9 protein-coding genes are annotated in these 21,897 nt (G+C 69.3%); 2 read left to right on the top strand and 7 right to left on the bottom strand.

Annotation, left to right across the window (positions count from 1 at the left end):
• The first annotated feature begins 50 nt into the window (after positions 1-50).
• Complete coding sequence (locus K6I34_RS04335; protein ID WP_229322719.1) at positions 51-605, top strand: flavin reductase family protein; 555 nt, start codon at positions 51-53, stop codon at positions 603-605.
• A gap of 58 nt (positions 606-663) precedes the next feature.
• Here K6I34_RS04335 and K6I34_RS04330 read toward each other — a convergent pair whose 3' ends face one another.
• From K6I34_RS04330 to K6I34_RS04310, 5 genes are all read right to left on the bottom strand, one after another.
• Entirely contained in the window at positions 664-2,109 is a 1,446-nt protein-coding gene (locus K6I34_RS04330; RefSeq protein ID WP_229322718.1) for an MFS transporter, read from the bottom strand.
• A 356-nt stretch (positions 2,110-2,465) separates the two neighbouring features.
• Complete coding sequence (locus K6I34_RS04325; RefSeq protein WP_229322717.1) at positions 2,466-5,474, bottom strand: pPIWI_RE module domain-containing protein; 3,009 nt, start codon at positions 5,472-5,474, stop codon at positions 2,466-2,468.
• 19 nt (positions 5,475-5,493) lie between these two features.
• Complete coding sequence (locus K6I34_RS04320; RefSeq protein ID WP_229322716.1) at positions 5,494-9,135, bottom strand: hypothetical protein; 3,642 nt, start codon at positions 9,133-9,135, stop codon at positions 5,494-5,496.
• The gene (locus K6I34_RS04315) at positions 9,128-10,288 is read right to left on the bottom strand and encodes a hypothetical protein (protein WP_229322715.1); all 1,161 of its coding nucleotides are present in this window, start codon (positions 10,286-10,288) and stop codon (positions 9,128-9,130) included. Before K6I34_RS04315 ends, K6I34_RS04320 begins: the two co-directional genes overlap by 8 nt.
• Positions 10,285-11,952 (bottom strand): PD-(D/E)XK nuclease family protein, encoded by a 1,668-nt coding sequence (locus K6I34_RS04310; RefSeq protein ID WP_229322727.1) that lies wholly within the window; start codon positions 11,950-11,952, stop codon positions 10,285-10,287. The genes K6I34_RS04315 and K6I34_RS04310 overlap by 4 nt, the downstream gene beginning before the upstream one ends.
• Positions 11,953-12,168: 216 nt before the next feature.
• Between K6I34_RS04310 and K6I34_RS04305 the strand changes: the two genes are divergently transcribed.
• Positions 12,169-13,605, top strand: a complete 1,437-nt coding sequence (locus tag K6I34_RS04305) for a serine/threonine-protein kinase (protein ID WP_229322714.1) — start codon at positions 12,169-12,171, stop codon at positions 13,603-13,605.
• Between the two features lie 12 nt (positions 13,606-13,617).
• Here the strand turns inward: K6I34_RS04305 and K6I34_RS04300 are convergent, their stop codons facing one another.
• Together K6I34_RS04300 and K6I34_RS04295 are read right to left on the bottom strand one after the other, a co-directional pair.
• Entirely contained in the window at positions 13,618-15,627 is a 2,010-nt protein-coding gene (locus K6I34_RS04300) for an N-6 DNA methylase (protein WP_229322713.1), read from the bottom strand.
• A gap of 295 nt (positions 15,628-15,922) precedes the next feature.
• Entirely contained in the window at positions 15,923-21,754 is a 5,832-nt protein-coding gene (locus tag K6I34_RS04295; RefSeq protein WP_229322712.1) for a hypothetical protein, read from the bottom strand.
• Positions 21,755-21,897: the final 143 nt, after the last annotated feature.

Genomic DNA, 21,897 nt, shown 5'->3' with positions numbered 1-21,897 from the left:
CCGATGAACATCACAGCCGAGAGGGCCGAGAGGCCCGAAAGGAAACCGCCATGACCATCACGCCGACCGTCGCGTCGCCCGACTGGGAATCCACCTGCGGGCCTGCCCCGGCGATGAACGCCGACGCCTTCCGTTCCCTGATGGCCGCCCACCCCAGCGGGGTGGCGGTGGTCACCACGTACGACGGCTCGGGCGAGCCGTACGGCTTCGCGTGCACCGCGTGGTGCGGCGTGTCGCTGGCCCCGCCGCTGGTGCTGGTGTGCGCGTCGAGCACGGGCAGCACCCTGCCGGTGCTGGCCGAGCGGGGCCGGTTCGCGCTGAACCTGCTGCACGGGGCGGGCCGCCGGGCCGCCGAGGCGTTCGCCACCCGGGAGGCGGGCCGCTTCGGAGCGGTCCCGTGGCACCGGTCACCGGGCACGGGCCTGCCCGTGCTCCCGGAGGACGCCCACGCGGTGGCCGAGTGCCGGGTGACGCAGCTCACGGAGGCGGGCGACCACACGATCGTCCTGGGCGAGGTCGTCCGCACACAGGAACTGGCGGAACCGCGCCCGGCCCCGCTGCTGTACGGCATGCGCCGGTACGCCGTCTGGCCGGAAACCGACTGAAGCCGGGGCTGCCGCGGGGGCAGCCCCGGCTTCAGGGGCACGATCAGGAGCGCTCGGCTCAGTGGTGCTCTTCGGCCGCCACCGGCTTCGGGATCAGGAAGGACGTCGCGATGGCGGCGCCCAGGATCACGACACCGGCGATCATGCCGGAGGTGTAGCCGGCCGAGGAGGCCGGGTCGGCGGGCATCAGCTCGGTCTTCACCGCGTAGAGCACGGCGAAGCTGAGCCCGGCGCCCAGGTTGAAGGCGCCCGCGTTGAGCCCGGGCAGGAAGCCCGGGTTCTCGCGCGGGGAGAGCACGATGCCCAGACCGTTGAGGACGATGTTCGCCACACCCGCATAGGTGATGCCCACGAGAATCGAGGCCACCAGCAGCATCACGCGCGAGTGGGCGGGCATCGTCACGATCATCAGCACGACGGACGCCACGGCCCCGACGAGACCGATCCGCAGGACGCGTCCGTAGCCGAAGGTGGCCGCGAGGCGCCCGGCGACCGGGCCCATGGCGAGGCCCGCGATGGCGTACGGGGTGAGGGTCCACCACGCGGACTGCTCGGCGGTCATGCCGAGCCCGGCCTTGGCGTCCTGGGCGAAGGCGGGGATCAGGCCGTTCATGACGGCGAAGACACCGGTCATGGTGAGCACGGTGGTGAGCAGCGTGGCCCACGTGGAGCGCAGCCGCAGGTGGTGGGTGGCGACCAGCGGGTGGTCGCTGCGGTCCTCGGTCCGCCAGAAGAGGACGAAGGCCACGGCGGCGACGGCGACCAGGCCGATCACGAGCGTCCAGTTCGCGGCACCGAGCTTGCCCGCCTCGTTGAGCGCGATCAGCAGCGCGCCGACCGAGACGACGAGGGTGGCGACGCCCGGCCAGTCCATCCGGTGCGCGTCCGCGACCTTGGTCTCGGGGACCAGGGTGGCGACGAGGACCGTGGCGAGGACGGCCACGACGGCCATCGCCCAGAAGACGGAGCCGAAGCCGTGGTTGTCGGCGAGCCAGCCGCCCGCGAGGGAGTCGACACCGGCGATGCCGCCGTTCACGGCGGTGATCACACCCAGCAGGGTGCCGTACTTCTTGGGCTCGGTGACCTCCTGCCGCAGCATGATCAGGCACAGCGGGACCACCGGGCCGGAGGCGCCCTGGATGATGCGCCCGGCGAACAGCATGGGCACGCTCGTCGCGAGCGCGGCCACGACGCAGCCGACGGCCATCAGGGCGAGCATCCCGGTCAGGACCTTGCGGCGGCCGACGACGTCGCCGAGGCGCGGCAGGAAGAGCGAGAAGAGGGCGGCCGAGGTGAAGAACGCGGTCTGGGTCAGACCGATCTCGGCGGAGCTGGCGCCGAGGCTGTCCTCGATGCTCTTCAGCGCGGGGCTGAGCATGCTCGCGTTGAGCTGGAAGGCGATGCAGGCGGCCAGGAGGGCGGTGACGAGCACGCCCACCCGGACGGGTCGGCGGCCGGTCACGGTGGTCCCGTCGCCGTTGATGCTGTCGGTACGAACGTTCATGCCTCGTGGATCTCTGGGAGCGCAGCGAAGCGGCTGCTGCCGGGGCCGACCAGGGCGAACCCGCCATAGGCGGGCATACCCAAGGTACCGACTCCGGACAAAATGGCTATATCTCTGGGCTGCTGGTCGCACCACCGGCTACACCACCGGCTGCGACCGCCTCCCAAACACAGAAAAACCCCAGCAAAGCTGGGGTTTCTCGACTGTGTCTGAGGGGGACGTTGACCCTCCTCCTCGGGCACCCGTCCCGCAAGCTGCTGACCTGCAGAAACGCCAATCTGGGGGGCCTAGCTGTCACCCATAGGGTACATGCCCTCCCGGCTCTCCGCGGCTGCCAAAGGCGATGCCTGCCCTCCTCAGCCCTGGAAGAACTCCCCGAAGAGGGCCAGTTGCCCCTCCTCATCGGTTTCCTGATCATCCGGTTCCGCTTCCAGTCCTGGCGCAAGGTATTCCGCCGGATCGGCATCAACAGCCGGGGCTGAGGCCTCGCCGGGCGTCGGCAGCACATACTGCTGGCCGAGGCCCGCCAGGTGGAGCGGCAGAGGCAGCGCGAGCGCCTCCGGGTAGTCCGGCGGCTGACGCAGCAGATGCGCCACGAGCGCCAGGGCTTGAGGGTCGTCACCGTCCTCCTCATGGCACCCGAGAACAGCCACTTCGAGGAGAGTGGGTCGCCAGCCGACCTCTCCCGTGTCAATGGTCGGCTGCCCCTTGCGCGGCCCCATGCGGATGGGGCGTGGGGCCAGTTTGTCAGCCTCGACGGCGGAGCTCTTGAACTGCACCGGCTTGGGGGTGGTGGAGTAGAAGACCCGACCCGGTGCGTCTCCCTCGGGGACCCAGAGGTGAGACGGCATCCCGTTCGGTCCATCCTTAGGGTTGACGCCCCACCACTGGGGTGTCTCCCGGTTCTTGTGCGAACGCACCCGCAGGAGCCGCAGATCCGCGTCAAGGCGGCGCGGTTCGGCATGCCCGTCACGGATGCGATCGGGTTCGGTGCGACTGTCCTGGAGCCACGTCCAGTGCGAGCGCGCGTTCTGCGCGTCAACAAACAGCAGCGTCGGCTCGCGGCGCAGTGAGGCCCTCACCTTCTGCAGCCATTCCTCCGCCACACGCCGTTGCTCCTCGCGGTCCGCGCGCCAGCTGCGCCGTCTCCTTCCGGATCGCTGTGCCTCCTCAGGCTCACGCGACGCGGGGACAACGGGGTGGGCCTCGGCCAGCCGGGTCAGCTTCAGCAGCATCGCCGGGTACGGTACCCAGGCGCCGGCCCCGTCGTCCGCGTCCGGGTCCCAGCCCTGTACCCGAGCCAGGCCGCTGCCCTTGGCATGGGGTGTGACCAGAACCGCCACGGGGACATCGGCCGCCCACCGGTTCCGGCTCGTGCGGTTCTTGCGAACCATCCACACCGCTCCGTATCGCACGCCCTCCGGCAGGCCCCGTTCCAGGCCGTGCTCGGGGTGGACGCGAGCGCCGAGCTGGCGCAGGCCGTCGTCCCACGCCATCAGAGCACGGTGGCGCTGGTTGCCCACTGTGTTGTATCCCTTGACCTTCTTGGGCACAGCGATGAACTGGGTCACGAACCCGGCGTCCGCGCACCCCAGCCGGAGGGCGAACTTGGGATCGTGGTCACGGGTCGCGAAGTCGTCGGGCCGGTCGATCTCCACGAGCGCCAGCATGGGTTGCCCCCCGGTACGGTCCTGGCGCAGCCACTCGGCGGCTTCGGCGCGGCGAACGTGCACGGCGGCCGTGACGACGTCCCGGGTGCGACGGACACCCTCGGGAATGTCCAGCCCGCCCGTGAGTGCCACCGCTTCGCCGGTATGGTCCCGGACGGGGCGGTAGCAACGGAGCCGGACAGTGAGCTCAGGAGCCTGCCACTCCAGGACGACCGGCGCGGCGGGCGTCGCATGACGGTGGGCATCCTCGCTGTGCGAGCCGCCGTCGCCCTTGAGCCCGAGCCGCTCGATCAGCGCGGCTACCGCCGTGAGGCGCATCTCGGAGGTCTGCCACAGCAGCCGGGCCTCCAGCACCGGGGGGTCGTCGTCCGGCGTTCCCCCGAGTGCCGCGACAGCGTAGGCGGCCGCGGCCCGCCGCTGGGCGGTCCGCCGGGCCTCCTCCTGCTCCTTCTCGTTCTTCTTGACGGTTCCGGGGGGAGCGTTGAGAGGCTTCGCACCGGCGAGCGCGGTGTGGACGGTCCGGGGTGCCGGACGCAGTTGCTCCGGAAGTGCCTGCTCGGCCCACTCCGTGAGCTGCGAGCACTGGTGGGGCATCAGTCCCGGGCCCACCTCGTGGGACCCCATGGCGGTGCGGTGGACGATGCCGGCCCGGGCGTCGTTCCGCAGCCAGTGCTCGGGCCCAGTGAGAATCGCGTCCGCGTCGGGGAACGGCTCGCCCAGCGCGACATCCGCGAGGAGCTGCGCGGGACCACCATGAGCCCAGCCGTCCATGAAGGACCGGCTCTCCTTGTCCCAGCGCCGCTCCAGCTGGGCGACAGCGAATCGCTCGCTCAACGGGACGCCGGGCAGCACGGGGACGCGCGGCCGCAGCAACACGGTCGTACGGCTGCCGAAGGGAAGACGCAGACGGCCCGACGTCGCGCCGACCCGGGTCGCCCACCGGCGGACCGACCAATGCAGGTGGAAGCGGGGCAGCGGGTCGAAAGGGACGGTGTGGAGGGTGATGTTGAGGACCACGGAGAACCACCACGTCCCGGCGGGCTTCCCGGGCTCGTAGGGCAGCGGCTGCGAAACCAGCTCGGCGCCCTTGTCCCTGGGCCCCCGAGGCATGGCCCGGAAGCGGAGGGAACCGGAAGCATACGGGTAAGGGCCGAGATCAAGGACCCGGCGGGCCAGCCAATCGGTCGTCAGCGTGAACTGATGCTCCTGCGGGGCCGCGGTTCCGCCCCGGGTGATACCGCAGGCGAGGAGCTCCCGTTGCACCGGTTCCCAGACAGGCGGGTTCTCCGCGAGCTCGGCGCGGACCCGGCGGAGCAGTCCGCGGTGTTCGGGAGCGGGGCGGAGCTCACCGAGCCACCTGTTCAGCAGCGGGGTGAGAACGTGCGGCGGCAGCGGGTCGGGGACGTCCTCGGCCACATACAGCCAATGGGCGGGTTCACCGCCACGGTCGTGGAACGGGCGGGGCATCACCAGAATGTCCGGGGCGAATGCCTGGAAGACCTGCTCCAGGCGGCGGGTCGGCACGGTGCGCCAGGGCTCTGCCCCAGGGTCGAGCCCCTCGTTGCACAGGGTGAGGATCGCGTCGCGCCATTTCTCGGGGAAGGGCAGGACGCGGTAGCGCGCGGTGACGGAGGCGTTCCGGTTCACGGGAACCCAGGAAGCGGTCCGGATGTGGTGGTAGGACGCGGCGGGCATGGCATCGCTCCCGGAGTGGTCAGCGGCGTACGTGATGGTCGAGAGAGCGCAGGGCGGCGTAGAACGGCTCATACAGGAGCCGGGCCACCACGGGGTCGGCGGGATCTGGGAAGGCGGCGGGGTCCGCCGTCGGCGAGAAGTAGGGAGCGAGGGCGGTCTCCAACGCCTTGAGCAGGCCGTCACCGACAGGCAGCTTTGCGCCGGCCGTCGCGGGGGCGAGGGCGCGAGCAAGCCCCGGGGAGAAGGCGGCATCGACGAAGACCACCCTGGCAGGCACGCCGCCGCGCACCAGACGACCGATGACCTGCCACATCGTGACCAGCTGATCCCAGGCGAAGGCCTGTTTCTCCCAAGGGGCGAGACGGGAGTAGATATAGCGGCGCTTGAGCAGACGCCGCCACTCCTGGCGGCCTTCGGTGCGCAGGGCACGGCCTGCCTCGTCGAGGTCGTGGGCCAGAGCGACCAGTTCACTGAAGGTGGCCGGGCCCTTGCGGTGATCATCGCGTGGCTGGTCCCGGACGAAGCGACACACCCAGTCGTTGACGGCGTAGACCGCCAGGGTGAGGTCGTCGGGCCGTGGGTGCGGCCGGGCAAGGAACAGGGCGGTGCCGAAGGCCGCGTGGGAATGCGCGTTGAGGATGTTATGGCCGCGTTCCACCGCCATGAGCGGCGCAACAAGCACTTCGGCCGTCGGGTCGTCGGCGAACATGGCCAGATCGCCCCGGCGCAAGGTGCTGGCGTGCTTCAGGTCGGTACCGTCGAGCGCCAGGTCGAGGTCGGCGATGTCGGGGACGAGTACCCGGACCCCTTCGCGCCACCGGTCCTCGCCACACAGGGTGTCAGCGACGGCGTACGCCTCCTTGTAGCTGCCGACAAGCAGAATGGCGCGTTTACGGCGGTCGTCGGCGACCTTGGCGAGTTCCAGGTCGATGGGGCAGTCCGAACCTCCCGGGCCACGGCGTCCGAGCCTGACGGCCATGGCCCGGGCCTGGTCGAGGCGGGTCTTCGGGGGCGTGCCGGAGAGGAACAACGGCTCACCGGTGTCCGCGTGGTAAAGGAAGTGGGTACTGAAGGTGGTGCGGCTCACCGCGTCCAGGGACTTCCGTGACGGTTTCAGGACCGCGCCGACAGGGGCGAGGACGTGGGCGCGGGTGGATGCTCCGGCCCAGCTGGTGCCGGACATCAGCACCACGTGGGGGCCGGGACGTCCGGCCGCGGGATCGGCGCCCAGCGTGGACAGGGTCGACAGCAGTTCCCGGCCGACACCCGCGCAGCGGAAGAAGCGCAGGGTGCCGCTGGTTCTGCCGTCCTGGTCACGTTCCCACCCGTCGCGCAGGTACTGGAAGCCGAGGACGTTGCCCATCGGCGCTTCGGGGATCAGAGGGGCGTAGTCCAGCGGGGCCCGCCGCGCGAGTTCCTTGCCCTGGCTGTCGAGCCTCAGGGCCGCCTCCACCTGGGGCCACAGGAAGGTCAGCCGGTCCAGCCGCTGATGCAGGGCGGACAGCAGAAGGGTGAATTCCAGCCTGCGGCGATTCAGGTCGTACCACTTGCTGCCGTCACGCCCCGGCGGCAGCCTGGGGATGTCCTCGAGCAGCAGGGACAGCAATGCGGCCACGCGTTCCCGGCTGCGGGCCGGAGACTGGGTGTGCAGCAGGTCGTGAACGGTCTCGACCATGGCGTCGGTACGCGTGCCGTACGGGCCGTGTCCTCCGAGCGGGTCATCGCGGAAGGCGTCGAGCAACCCGGTCAGTTCGGTGCGGCGCGGGTCCTCCTGGAGGGAGGATTCCGGCTCGGGATCCTCGTCGTCTTCGTACCCTTCGTACAGGTCACGCTCATCGGCGACGCCGTCGGGGAGATCGGCTCCGGTGGACCGGTAGGCGTCCGGCCCCGGGAGTTCGCCGAACCAGTCGGCGAGGAGCTTCTCCTGGAGCGCCCAAGGACTGAAGTACTCGGTGTCCACCCACTCGCACAGCTCCTCGTCGGAGATCAGCAGACGGTAGAGGCGATCGGTGGCCACGGTGACGACAGCGAGCGCGGCGTTCCACTGCTCCACCTCACGGTCGGTCAACGGAAGGCGCCCGTACCGCGACAATTCCTCGATCTTGTGGGTGTGCACCCGGTCCAGCCAGGATTCGAGGCCGGGTTGAACGAGCGTCGCGGATGGAGCAAACAGATCGTCAAGTCTCATCTGTACGGCGTCGGCCTCGTCGACGAAGACGATGTCGCTGCGCGTACAGGCCAGTTCGAGGTGGCGAAGCCGTTCGTCATTGAGGTGAGCGGAGACGGGGCTCTGCACCAGGCTGGCCGGGTTGGCGACCCAGATCAAAGCGTCCACCTGGTCGCGCGCGGCGCGGTGGCGGGGACACTCGGCCCACAGGGGACAGCCACGCGGCGTACCAGTCAGTTCGATATTCACACGAGCCTTCGACTCCCGTTTCACCGTCGCCCTCGCCGTCGGCTCCCAGACGCCGGGCAGCCCGTCGCCAGGTTCCGGTTCCACCGCCTCGGACTCCTCGGGATGGAGAGCCGTACAGGGCGCATCGGCGTAGCGCAGCGGCTCGACCGCCTCAGTGCCACGCAGGGCGTCCACGACGCAGACGGTGCTCAGTTCATCGAATCCGTATGCGTCATGGTCGAGGAGATTGTTCAGGCCCCGCGAGGCGAGCCGACGGTGCAGCCGCTCCACATGGGTCTCCCGCGCCGTGGCGCCGAGCACGGGCACAGCCGACAACTCCAGCTGAGTGAACAGCTCGCACAACCGAAGCTGCTCGGCCACGTCACCTACGACGATGGTCGTACGCAGCCCCCTGCGGGCGGCCCATACCGCGATCAAAGTCATCAGAGTGCTCTTGCCCGCGCCGACCATGCCGACCAGGTGCAGCAACCCGTCCAAGCGGAGCACGTCACAGTCCGTGAAACCCCGGCCGTCGGCGTCGCGCGGGGCGACCCTTAGTTCGGCCAGACGCGCCACCCAGTTCCCGGGCCGCTGCACGCCGACTTCCCGCTCCATGTCATCCATCCACCCTGCCGTGTCACCGAGTTCGGCACGAGTGATGGCCAGCGGCTCAGATCCCCCCGGACGGGACGCCGCCAGATCATGACCCGGCGGGCGCCCGAAGACGAGTTGCGCGGGGATGGTGACGGACGTGGTGCGCCGCCGTTCCCGGAAGTTACTGCGCCCAGCAGGAGCCAGGGAGAAGGATCTGCGCGCGAAATCGGGCAGAGTGGCCAAGGCATCGTCGTAAACGGCGATCCGGCCGACGGCGACCGTGGGCCGCAGCCGACGGGGAGGCCCGCCGGTCCCCTCACGCGGAACCTCGTAGGCACGTAGCCGTTCCGGAACTCGGCGGTAGGCATCGAGCGCCTGCTTCCAGGCACGCCCCCTGCGCAGCGTCCACAGGAGGTGACGGGCAGCAGCGAGCATGCTGTCATGTTCACGAGTACCGGCCAGCCCGGCCGCCCTGGCGAACGGGTAGCCGCCGAGCAGCGTATAAGCGCCGTCGGCCGAATCGTCGGGGGCGAGCCGCTCCATGAGCCGCAGGGCGAGTTCCACCTGACACACCTGGGAGGGTTTCAGCCCGTCCAGCTCCGGAGGCAACCCGCTCCAGACCGGGGCGAGCTCCCTGCTCACCTGCTTGTGCCAACTCTCCCGGTCACGCACGGCCGACCTCTCCTTTCACAGTGCGCAGACGGGCACGCGCCCGTGCGACGATCTCGGCATCGGTGAACAGGGACAGGTCACGGGCCCGCCCGGGCCGTGCGCGTTCGAAGGCTGCGATGTAGCCAGTGCGAGCGGTGGTGCGGTGCGTCGGCACGGCCCAGAACGCCTCGTCGTACGGCGGGTCGTGCGGGACGGCCCGGGCCGAACGGCCGAGGAAGACGGGGTGGGCCCAGTCCTTGACGTCGATCGCCCACCGGTGACCGTCAGGAAAGACCACCAAGAGGTCGTAGGCGTCGTATCCAGGCCACATGTGCACCTCGAGCCCGAGCGCCAGCAGGTCCCGCTCAAGGTCGGCCTCGGCACGCCCGGGGCCGGTGACGAACTGCCGTAGCGGCCGCTCGAGCTGGCTCACCTGACCGGCCGTCTCCCGCTCGATGCGGCGCCCCGCTGGTGCCGGTCCCTGGCGTCGGCAACGGTCGCGTTCACACCACCATTCACCGTCCTGCGACGGGACCAGGAGAGTGAGGCAGCGCTCGCAACACGTGTACGATCCGTCCCGCAGGTACGAGTCGGGTACAGGGCGATAGATCTGACGGATCAGGTCGCGGACGGGCTCGAGGAGCATGTCACCGATCACCTCGAACATCTCGGCCGCAGTGAGGACGGGCCGACGCACCAGCAGCCCCCGGAAGGCCGTGTACGCCTTCTCGTCACCGTATTCCTGGCACATTCGCATCGCTGCGCGCACGACCCGCCGTTCACGGAACTCCACCGCCGCGTCCGGAGTCCGCCAGGCCCACTCATGGCACAGTTCGGTGGGCCGCCCGGATTCCTCGTCCAGCAGCCGGTCCTGAAGGCCGATCGCGTCGGGGGGCAGGCGGAGCGGCCACTCGGCGAGTGGGACACTACGACAGCGGTCGACGAGTTCAGTGAGCCCGGCCGGCGGCGGCTCCCCACTGAGCAGGCACGCGAGCACCGTGCGGTCGAGAGCACGCTGCGCCTCCGGCGGGTAGGGCAGGGCGAAGGATTCCAGGCCGGTCGTGAACTCCAGCTCGATCAACGCGCCGGCCAGGGTCCGCAGCAGGGGGACGCCGTCATGGGCTGCCCAGTCCTCGTGCGGGAAAGGTACGGTGTCGGAGCGTTCGAAGGTCATCGGGGTGCTTCTCCAGTGGCGCGGTGGGCACGCTCACGCAGCGGCGGCCTGGCGGCGGTACACCAACGGCGCGCCTCGCAGTCGGTGCAGTCGAAGCCGTCGACGGGGGCTGCCGCGTAGGTCTCATCGACTGTCCATCGAGTGGCAAGCTCCGTGATGACACGGCGGGACTGGTCGAGGGTGACGGCGTCGAAGGGGTCGACCTCCTCGAGCCGCGCGCCGTCCTCGCGGAGCACCTCCAGTTCGACCCGGGAGCGGCGCGGTTCCCCGCCGAGCGTGCCGGAGGCTATGAGGAGGACGGCAAGGGCGAGCTGAGGGTAGGTACGGACCAGTTCCTGCCGTTCGCCGAAGCGGTGGGCTGCCGTTTTCGTCTCCCGTACGACCACGCCGTCCCTGTCGGTGTAGACAAGATCGCAGTCGGCGATGACGACGACATCTACCTGTGGGTCGTACACCGCGAGCCGTCGCTGCGGCTGGACGATTTCATCTACCGAGAGGCCGTCGAGCGGGCAGCGGCCCCGATGGCGACGGAGCATGGCGAGTGCGGCGGGCAGTTCCCCGGCGGAAAGACCGGGCAAGGACTCCGGCAGTGGTGCGTATCGGCATGGAGTCCAAGGCCGGGCAGCATGGCGCTCGTTGAGCCAGGCATCGACTGCGCGACCGCGGCGGATCGCCGCGTTCTCCGCACGGCCGTCCCTGAGCTTCAGCACGCGGGTGAGGTAGTAGCGGGCTGGGCAGTCCCGGTAGGCGCGCAGATCGGATACGGACACGCTGCGCCGTTTACGGGGCCGTCGGGGGGCGGGGACTCCCAGTAGGCCGGATACGCGTGGAACGCCCGGGCAACCGCTGAGGGCCTCGCAGCGCACGCAGTCCTGGCCCGGGCGTGTCGCGCGGCCGTCCACGGCGTGTGCCATCAGCGCCTTCGCGTGCTCAGTAAATCGGTGTTCGACCTCCGCCACGTCCCAGTCGGCGAGCACGTGAGTACTGCCGTCACCGAGCCCCACGCCGACGATCCTGACGCGCCGCGGCCGTATACCCGGCTCCGCGGGCATACGGGCCCGCTTCCCGTAGGCCGGAGCGACGGGAACGCCGGTCGCGGCGACGTGGGCGGCGGCCGCGATCTCCGGCATCGGGCGGTCCCGCTTGACGGAATCGATGGACGGCAGCCAGATTTCACGCAGAGAGCCATCGTCGCTTGCGTACTGCCGTCCCCATGCAGTGCGCTCGTACTGGTCGGCACCGCGGCCGTCCGGTTCACGCAGTTGATGCAATCCCACCCACTGGTTGCGCACGGGTCGCGTGATGGGGTGCCCGGCTGCCGCCCGTACGCTTTGCTCGCGTGCCCGGGCGGCGAGGTAGGTGCCGGCGGCCTCGACGGCCCAACGCACATGCGCATCAGAACAGTCACGTACGTTTCCCGGAACCACCACGGCTTCGGCGAGCGCCGCACCGGCGTACTCCACGGCGTCAAGAAGCCTGCCCCAAGGGGCGAAGGCGAAGTCCTCGGCGGGCTTGCGGCGGCTGCGGTCGGGCTGCTGCCGGAGCAGTGGCCTCGCCCGTAGCGCGCGCCCGGCGGGACACGCATCCGGCTCCTGCCGAAGCAGTGGCAGCCCGACACGGATCAGCCGGTCGTCACCGCCTACCAGGGGCGGCTTCTGATACATGCTCACGGGCGATGTCTCCTTGCGGCGGGGCCGAGTGGGACCGGTCCAGCATGGGCGCATCTGTGTACACAGTCAAGAGATATGACATGCTGCAAAGTGTTTCCACTACGCTAAGCACATCCGCTGATGAGGACGCGCGGGAAGGGCAGGAGCATGGAACCTGGCCAGGTGTTCGCCGGAAGGTTCGAAATCACCCATGCACCCAAGAGCGGCGGCATGGGAACCGTCTACCGGGCCAGGGATATGACGATCGATCAGGTCGTTGCGATCAAGTTCCTGGTCCGCCCGTCCCACGCTGTCACGCCGGGCCTGGCCCATCATGCCGGGCAGCTGAGCCCCAACGAGCTCAAACGCTTCGAACGCGAACGCGACATGCACGAGAAGCTGGGCGGGCATGGCATACCCCGCCTCGTCGCCTACGACTTCCTCGGCGGCCGGCCGTACCTCGTCACGGAGTTCGTCGACGGCAAGAACCTGCGCGACTTCCTGGCATCGCACCGGCCCACCCTCACCGCGATCGTCTCCATCATCGTGCAGCTGCTGCGGATCATGGACCGAGTGCACGCATCACGGGTGATCCATCGCGACATCAAGCCCCAGAACGTCATACTGGCCGACAACGGGGAGGTCTACGTGGTGGACTTCGGCATCGCACTGCCGGACGACCCCAGCGCCACGCGGCACACCGAGGGGCACACCCCGGGCAGCCTCGGCTACAAAGCCCCGGAAATCATCCTCGGGGAACGCAATCCCACCGGAGCAGCCGATGTCTACGGCGTCGGCTGCATCACCTTCCGCCTCGTCACAGGTGACGAAGTCTTCAACGGCGCTTCCGCGCACATCATCGAGCAACGCCACTGCACTTCACCCGCGCCGCGGCTCGACGCCCTCATCCGGGGACTTCCGGCCGGCCTCGCCGATCTGGTGGAACGGATGCTGGCCAAGACCCCCGCACTGCGCCCCACCGCGCAAGAGGCCGTCGATGCGCTGACGCCGTTGCTGCCGAAACTGGGTGATCCCGCACCTGACCCGGCGCTCGCTCCCGATCCCACTCTGCCGTTCCGTACGGACCCCGGCGCCACAGCACCGGCCCTCCGCTTCCCGGACGACAATGCGCGGAGCCGTCGCCCTGTCGTGCGGCGGCGTGGCACCGGTGCTCTCGGTCGCCCCGCGTTCCAGGCTCTGATGGACCGCACCGAACGGGAACTGACGGAGGGCGGCCTAGGGCCTGAGGCGGAACGGCTCAACGCGATGCTTCCCGTGGTCCGCCGTTCCTGGGGAGCTGTGGACCCGGATGTGGTACGAGCGCGGCTCCTGTGCGCGGACGGACTCCGTCACATCGGAGACTGGCCCGGAGCGGGCGCGCGGTACCGGACGCTGGTGCGCGACCTGGACACCACCCAGGCGGGAACGCCGGAACACGCCCGCTTGCTGGAAGCCCTGATCGGGGCGGCCGAGTGCCTGATCCCTGAGGAGGACAGCACGGACCAGGCCTTTCCGGCGTGGAGGACTGCCGTCCTGGAGCTGCGGAATCTGCTGCCTCACCCACCACTGGGCGTGGTGCGGCGAGCCAGAGAATCGAGCGAGGAATTCGCCGAATGGGGCCACCGTGAGGCAGTGACGGCACTCCTGGACGGGCTGCCACCAGCCTGACCGGCCCGCACTTCACCCCACGGCGAGCTGCCCGACCGCCAGGAGTTCGGACAGAGAACCGCTCAACTCCCCTCCCGCCAAGGCCAGATCGGCCGAGGCCTGTTCGAATTCGAGCAACCGCCGATGGAACGCTCCGTAATGCCGTTGCTCGTCGATTGGTAGCCGCAGCGCCCTCAGCCTCCGCACATCCACACGCGAGCTGACCGAGGCGTGGGTACCCGCCTGGCGCGCATTGAAGCGGACCCTCAGACACGCCGCGAGGAACCAGGGATCGAGCCGCTCGGGATCAACCCGCAAACGGTGCACGTGCGGACCGAGCACAGTCGCCGCCGATGTCTCGACCCACGCGTCGAACTCCGCGAACGTGGCGACGACCACGACGTCGCCGAAGGCAGTGACGGTCAGCTCTCGCTCCTGCTCCCCTCGCTCCACGTCGTCGGCGGCCAGCCACCATTGTTCACCCTGACCTTCCCCCATGCGGGCGGCCATGCACACCGGTACTCCATGGTCGGGACGAGGCCCCCGCCGCAGCGCGGCCTCCGGCAGCGGTCCCCCCGGCGTCAGCCTGATGGCGCGGGCAGCCTCCAACTCCCCCACGGTGACGGCTATCCGTCCTTGGAGCTCATGCGCCGGAGTCACCGAGCGCACGACACGGCCCGCATCACGCACGGCCGCCAGCGCACTGTCGAACCGGTCCCAGGATCTGCCCAGCTCCACAGCGGAGGCAACGGCGGCCGGCGGCACATGGCGAGCGGGCGTGAGGTCGGTTTCCTCCCCGAGCAGATCCACAAGCGGCACCGTCACAGCACCCGGTGGGGCCTCACCCCGCCAACCCGCAATCACACGATCCTGCACGGCGTCCCAGTCGACGACCTGCGAGCCCCCTTCGGTCGTGGTGTGCCGACAGTCCGCCGCGTCGATCAACAGGACGCCGGTCGCGTCGGTATACGCACGCGGTGGGCGGAGCACCCACAGGTGCAGCCCCACTCCGTACGGTGGCGCGGCCCCTGGTGGCAACGCGACGACCGCCTGCAGGGAGCCAGCACGCAACAGTCCCGCCCGAATCCTGCGGCCCGCCCGCCGCGAGGCCACGGCCGGGGGGAGCAGGACGACCGCAACGCCGTCCTCAGCCAGGCGAGACACGATGTGCTGCACCCAGGCGAGCTCCGACTCGGTGCGGGGCGGCTGGCCGAAAAGCCACCGTCGGTCGGTGGCCAGCTCGTCGTGACCCCAATGGCGTTCGTTGGCCGGGAGGTTGCACAAGACGACATTTGCGCGCACCCCAGCATGAGGGTCATCACGCAGTGTATCCGCGACAGCGACGTCGCCTTCCGTGAATCCCGTCGCCAGCGACAGTCGGGCCGCGGCCAGCCGCCCGAGAACGGCATCGCTGTCGAAGCCTGCGAGCCGCACTGCTTCCTGCCCCGACCACTTCCGGGCTGCAGCCAGCAACAGGGTGCCGGTTCCGCAGGCCGGGTCCACCACATACCGCGCCGAGCCGCCCTCGTGGACCTCGTCGGCCAGCGCCGTCATGAGTCCGGCGAGCGGCACGGAGGTCGTGGCGATCTGCCGAACGTGTGCGCTCAGCCAGCGCTCCAGCAGAAAGGCGAAGACCTCACCCCCGCCGATGACCAGTCGAGCCCGCACGGCCTCGTCCACCAGGTGAAGTTCATCGACTGACAGCTCGGGCATTCCGGTCGGCCACGGAGGCGGAACGGAGGCGGAGGCCAGCCTCAGACCGGCCTCGGCGATGACCAGCCCCATCCGGTCACGGTCGCCGAGTGCCTCGATGTGCGGCCAGAGCCGGTCGAGGGCCCTGCTGGGGGTACGCAGCTTCCCACGGGCGAGCAGCCACTCCTCGACCGTGTCGAGTGCGAACTGAGGGCTGGCATCGCTCCCCCCCACAGGGGCGGGGAAGTCGTCGAACCGCCGCCGCCAATTGCTGACGGCGGCCCGTCCGACCCCGGCGAACCGGGCGATCTCAGCGAGTGTCACCAGCACCCGCTCGTCACGCTGCGTCATGCTGTTCTTCCTTGAATCGACATCTTGCCGCGCGACCTCTCGCGACAGAAGCCCCCCATAGCCATGATCATTTGACTCGGATTTCAGTCTACTGCGAGCGATTGAGCCAACCCCCAGCTCGCGGCCACCTTGACACAACCAGAAGCATCGAACATTTTTACGATTCCATCTTCCTGATCCTACCCTCGGGCCCCCACCCGAAACCGCAGAGCACAGCAGCATACCTGTGCCCCCGCTCCTCTTGTGAAGGCGCGAGGGCACTAATACCTGCAGTTCAAAGCTCAGGTGGCCGCCGTCAGCAGCGCGACCAGCAGCTATGCAGAACGGGTTCCACCATCAGCCGAGCACCCTCCCGTTCAAGGGCCTGCAACGTTTCCAGGTAGGTGCAGGCCCACCGGGCCTCCTGCTCGCTCAGCCCCGCCAGCTCCATGGCGGTGAGGAAGTCCCCTTCATCGGTCCAGGTGTTACCGAACTCCTTGGCAACGGCCCGATACCCCAAGGCGATAAGCGGATCTGCAGTCAGGCCCGAAGCCTCCACCAGCCGGGCCGCCACTCCGGCGCTCTGGAGCTCATCGGTGAGCTTGCGCAGTACGTGGGCCTCATCCCGGCACGAGCGGTGCAGTTCAACGGCACGGTCCAGCAGGACCGGCCAGCCACCGGTCACCTCCAGGGCCCGTGTCAGCCGGTCGTCGGTGTCGAACAACCCCTTGCCCTGGGTCCACGACTTCAGGCTGCGCCGATCGTGCCGACGCAGCGCGACCACGAGGGACGCCGCGGTCTCGGCGTCCGACAACAACTCGCGCCACAGCCACGGCTGGCCGGGGCCCGCAACAAGGACGACGGCCCGCGTGACTCCCGGCCGCTCGGGCAGAAGGGTCTGGGCCAGCTCCAGCGATTCCCGGCAGTGTTCCTCGTTCACCTCCCGGGCCGCAAGGTCGCTGACGATCACCCGACGCTCACCGGGCCACCCCTCGGCCAGCGCCTGCCGGAAGACACCGATGCGCCCGATGGCGGGCATGCTCCAGCCCGCCACCCTGCCGGTGACAGCGCGCAACGTGTCCGCGACGTCGCCGATGCCGGTGGCGGGCGTGCCGAGGACGACCCTGGTCTGGTTGGCGCGGTCGCCGAGCAGGTCATCGATCTGGCTGACGGTCAGCGGAGCGGCCCGGCCGTCGGCCAGTTCGGGCCTGCCCTCCAAGACGACGGTCTCCTCCAGACGACATTCGTTCTCGGCGCTCTGCAGCTGGGTCTCGACCTCCTGGGCATTGCCGATCATGCGGAGCGCGTTGGGGCCGCGCAGGTGCCAGCCCCGCCCATCATGGTTAGGGGCGAGCACGCCGAGTCCGACCATCTCTTGCAGATAGGTGCGGAATCCTTCGCTGTCCAGCTGCTTGAAGCCCTCATGCCACCAGCCGGCACACTCGTCCCTCAGCTCCACATCGCTCAGCCTGGTCTCCAGGCCGTTTTCCCGCGCATACCAAGCCAGTACGTTGGCGATGACCCGATAGCGGTCGTCCAGGTCCAGAGTCTCCTTGAACGCCTTGGTAATGCCCTCCCTCAGCCAGGGATCGGACTCCACCGACTCGACATCGGCCGCCTCAATCGTGAACGGCGGCCCGACGAGGTCGCTTCGGGTACGCCGGCGCTGTGTCACCTCGACCAGCCGGCTGCCGAACATCTGGAGCAGGAAGGGCTGGTACGAGCAGTAGCCCAGCACCCTGTTCACCAGATCCACATCGGCGAATTCGAAGCCCAGGGCTCGCATGGGAAAGACCAGGAGGTCGGCAGCGTACTGGGGGCGAAGCGGTCCGACGACCGTCGGGGTCTGCGCAAGGTGGCGGAACGGGCCGTTGCGGGCCAGCCGGGTAAACCTCTGCACCGAGTGCAGTCCCGCGAAAACAACCTTCAGCCGGTTCCGGTTGTCCATGCACAGCCCCTTGAGCCGCTGAGTCTGAGTGCAGTGCGGCACGTCGGCCTCGAAGAAGCGATCGCACTCGTCCAGCAGGATCAGGAGCCGACGCCTGGGGTCGACGGCGAGCCACTCCTTGACGCCCGAGCGCACCCTCTCGTACGGGTCGGTCGCCTGCGCCTTTCGCCGCTGCGGAGGCGCGAGTACCTCCAGGTCGGTCAGCTCGCGATCGAGCACACTCCAAATCGTCTCGGGGCCCAGCGCGTTACCCAGGCCGATGTTGTACCGGTTCAGATCGAGGTAGACCGGGTGGTGATAGCCCGGCTGCTGTTCGGCGAAACGCTCACCGGCATCGTTGAGCAGCGCGGACTTGCCCAGACCTCGGCCTCCAAAGAGGATCTGCGTTCCATCGGGGTCAAGGATGCTCTTCCGCTCGGCATCGCGTCCGTAGAACATCTCCCGGCCGATCCCACCTCGCTTCTCCTTGATGTACGGATTCACACCGGAGAACGGCAGCAGAATCTCGGTGGCGACGCTGACCTGACGGTTCCCGTGAGCGGCGAGGTATGCAAGGGCCGCATCGTCCACCACCATCAGCGGGCCGGCGGAAGCCGCCGCGAGCTCAGCCCGCGCCTCCCTGCCGAGGGTGCCGAAGTAAGCGACGAGAAGGCTCTCACGGCTGGGCTCCTTCTCGACCCGGCTCAGCAGAAGCTGCGCCGAGGGACGGCCCCAGACCATGAGCACGCGCATGCGTCCGCCGTGTTCAAGAATCTTCGTACCGAAGGCGGGTACCCAGGCCCGGCCGTTGATCTCGATGTCGACAACATCGACGAATCGGTACTCATTACTCCGGGGCAGGTCACGCAGAGACCGTGCCCGCTTGGCCTCGTACCCCAGGAGCTGAAGGGACGGCAGGAGCAGTTCCTTCGCGCTGGCGCTCTGCCGCTCCCTGGGCTCGGTGCCCGCCAGCTCCTTCCACAAGGTCAAGGCATTCGCAGCCCGTGCCGCTTCGTCGGTCGACAGGTGGCTGTAGTCCAGGGCCGACAGTACCGGATGCTTGTGGCGCTCACGCACCATGCCGATCAGCTCCGTGGTGACACCTTCGGGCAACCCCTCGGGAACGGTGGGGTAGAAGTCCCCGAGATGCGATGCCTCCGCCTCGATCTCCGGTACCGGCTCCCCCAGCTCCAGGAAGTAGACGAGGTCCGCGGCCGTCGCAAATCCCCCGGTGTCCAAGTTGCGCAGTACCTGGGCCCGCTGGTCATCGGTGACGTCGGGCAACGCGTCCAGGCGCGCCCGCAGCCGGCCTGCGGCCTCCTCACGGTAGCGGGGCAGCAGTTCCGCCACTTCACCGAGCAGCCGCCGTACCGTGCTCAGCTCACGCGGGCTCCCGTCGTCCGCCGTTGGGCGGCCATCGGTCAGCAGCTCCTGCAGCCGCACGTCATGGTCGTCGGAGAGCGCCCCGTCGGCCTGTGCCCGCCGCAGTTCGGCTACGAGCCCGTCGTGGCACTTGCCCAGTTCGAAACGCCTACGCGCTTCGGTCTCCCGCAGGCGCATACGCCATGCCGGATCGATCCCCGTCCCCGCGCCCGGCAACGCGCCCTGGTCGGCGAGGTCGAGGATGCTGTGCGCGGCACCGAAGGCGTCCTGCTCCTCCTGGAGCTCCAGAGCCTCGTTCCACGTCCTGTCCGCCGCCGCGAGCAGATCCCGCAGGGACGGACTACCGCCCTGTGCCAGCGGGACCTTGAGCAATTCCGCGTCGATCACCTGACGGGCGTCGGGCTCGTCCGCCGACCACTGCACGGCCGCGCCTCGGTCGAGCTCCTGGAAGAGAGCGACGAGTGACTCGCGCGCGGCCTTCGCCGCGGCAGCGGACAACAATCCGGTCCGCCCCATGGCAGCATCCACATCAGTGAGGACGCTGTCCTGCAGGCCGAGCACCTCCCGGCGCATGGCGGCGATCTCCCGGACGGCCCACTCACTCTCGGCCGCGTCGCCGCGTTTCAGGACCTCGGTGGCCTCCAGCCACGTCTTCGTGCAGTCCACCACCCGATCGACCAAGTGCACGAGATCCTGACGGCCGGAGCCCTGGAGGGGACGGCCACTGGAGCCCCGCATCTCCTTGTCCAAGCGGTCGATCTCGCTGTGGACCTCCGTCAGGCGCCCCAGCCGCTCGACGGCCGCGCGAGCCGTCGAGCGGGAGCTCGGTTTGCCGTCGGCAATGTCCCGCAGCATTGCGCCGAGCATGCCGTCCTGGGCCAGCCATTTCTTGGCCAAGGAGGTTGCCCGGTTGAACCGTAGACGTGGCGGCTTGAGCAGAGCCCGACACTGCTCGGTGATCTCGTTCAGCCGAGCCTCGGACTCGGACACATCCGCGATGACAGCCATCGGCGGTGCCAGCGTCAGGGCATTGCTGAGCACTCGGTCCGCAACGGCGATGACGACGGTGGACAGGCTCTCCGGCAGGCGCGGCGCCAGCGCCTTGAGCTGGGCCCCGGTCACATGCTCACCCGTGACCAGGGCAGCGCGGACCAGTGCGGGGAACAACAGGAGTTCCGTGCCCTCCGCATCATGGTTGTCAAGGGCACCCCACTGCTGCAGTTCCTCAGTGACGACTCGAGCGGCACCGCCGACTCCCGGACGCAGGATTGCGGCGGCGGCCGCCAGGCGCAGCGCTGCGGACTCAGCCTCCGGACGCCCCGCGGCGCGGGACACGTGGGCGGCCAGCCCGAAGCGGCGCTCGGCGACCAGTCGGGCGAGCCGGGCCTCGACGTCCGCCGACGGCGGGCCGATCACCGGCTGCGCTTCCGGCGCCCGGGCGCCTCCGCGGGCCGACTCGTCATCAGGTCGGTCTCCCGGAGCGGCGACAGAAGCAGGCAGAAGAACAGGCTCGGGCTCCGGGCCTTCACTGGACGCGGGCTGCTCATCGGCCGCGACGACGGGAACAGCCGTGATCTCGACAGTCGGCTCAGGTCCGTCGGGTACGGCGTTCCGCCCCGTCGTCTCGAGCTCATCGGGTCCTGCCTCAGCCTCGCCGGCGTTCGGGGCAGGCGACGCGAGCAGCGTCTCCTGCTGTGGCGGTGTCCCCTCCGGCTCCCGCATGTCGTCACGACACATCTCGTCCATGTCGGACTCTGCGAAGGACAGATCCGCATACATCAGGGCGGCCAGGCCGCAGTCGGGCAAGGCCTGGCCGAACTGCTGCGCCAGCGTCATGATCTGCTGCAGCGCATCGGCCGAGTTCGCCAGCTCGACCATCTCCACCAGGATGGTGAGCGACGTCGCTTGCGCGCGCTCCGTCTCGTCCCAAGCAGGCTTCTTCAGCAGTCGCTCGGAGTGATCGTGCGTCTTCTCCAGCGCCTGGACGGCCACGCTGCCCTCGGCGCACCGAATGGTCAGCAGAGCACGCAGGGCCTCGCGCAGAGCACGGTCCCCGCGCTCCACGCGATGTGCTTCCACGGCCCGGGAGAGGTCCTCCAACCGACGAGGTACGTCAGCCATGCCGATGGCCGCCAGTGCCTCCTGGGCACGGTCGAAGACGGCGGAAAGGTCGGAGACCTTCTGTAAGTCCTCGTCGGCAGGCGGGCGCCCGTCGTCCAGGGCGTCGGAGATGTTCCCGACCGCCTCGCGCGCGGCAGGGACGGATACCTGCAACACGTCGTAGGCCGCGAACACCATCGCGTCGGGAGACTCCGGACGTGGCGCCGCCTCCGTATGGGGACGGTCTCCATCTTGTGGAGAGGACGGCGAGCCGGGCGATTCCTCGGGCTCTTCGGCCGCACAGGACGTGGATTCCGGGGCAGCCTCCAGGACGGCGACCGCAGCAGCTCGGACATCGTCGAGCTCCTTCACGTCCGTACCGAGGCCGAGCCAGCCCTGGTCAGCGGCCCACACATAGATCTGCGCGTCCGCAGTGGAAGCGTGACACCAGCTGAAGACCGTCACCCTGACCAGAACCTCGCCCCAACGTGCGACCGGGTCCGCCGCGTTTCCTCCCTCCACCGGCCAAGCAGCGCCGACCACATCGTCAAAGATCAGCCGCGTGAGCCCCTGGGCAGCGCAGGAGCAGCCCTGCTGCCGCGCATCGCGACGTAAGCGGGCAAGCACGTCGCGGCAGAGGGACTTGCTCGCCCGCCGCGGAGCTGCCAGCCGGATGCCCAGCTGGCGCAGCAGGGCCTGCCTCCCCTGCGGTGACATGGCGTTGAACGCCAGTTCCACCGCTTCAGGGGTGAGCTGTCGGCGGCGGGTGAATCGTGACCCACTTTGGCCGGGTGAAAACGGACCCTTTTGTGGGGGTTCAGTCGTTGTCGGTTCGGTCGGTGGGGACGCGTCCGAGTTCGCGTCCGCGCATGCGGTAGGAG

This window comes from Streptomyces sp. UNOC14_S4 (assembly GCF_020740835.1).
Taxonomy (GTDB): domain Bacteria; phylum Actinomycetota; class Actinomycetes; order Streptomycetales; family Streptomycetaceae; genus Streptomyces.
The sequence above is the reverse complement of the archived record's forward strand: the minus strand, read 5'-3'. Positions and strand labels throughout refer to the sequence as shown.

Coding starts and splice junctions, on each gene's coding strand:
- K6I34_RS04335 (WP_229322719.1), top strand. CDS start 51: ATGACCATCACGCCGACCGTCGCGTCGCCCGACTGGGAATCCACCTGC.
- K6I34_RS04330 (WP_229322718.1), bottom strand. CDS start 2,109: ATGAACGTTCGTACCGACAGCATCAACGGCGACGGGACCACCGTGACC.
- K6I34_RS04325 (WP_229322717.1), bottom strand. CDS start 5,474: ATGCCCGCCGCGTCCTACCACCACATCCGGACCGCTTCCTGGGTTCCC.
- K6I34_RS04315 (WP_229322715.1), bottom strand. CDS start 10,288: ATGACCTTCGAACGCTCCGACACCGTACCTTTCCCGCACGAGGACTGG.
- K6I34_RS04310 (WP_229322727.1), bottom strand. CDS start 11,952: ATGTATCAGAAGCCGCCCCTGGTAGGCGGTGACGACCGGCTGATCCGT.
- K6I34_RS04305 (WP_229322714.1), top strand. CDS start 12,169: ATGGGAACCGTCTACCGGGCCAGGGATATGACGATCGATCAGGTCGTT.
- K6I34_RS04300 (WP_229322713.1), bottom strand. CDS start 15,627: ATGACGCAGCGTGACGAGCGGGTGCTGGTGACACTCGCTGAGATCGCC.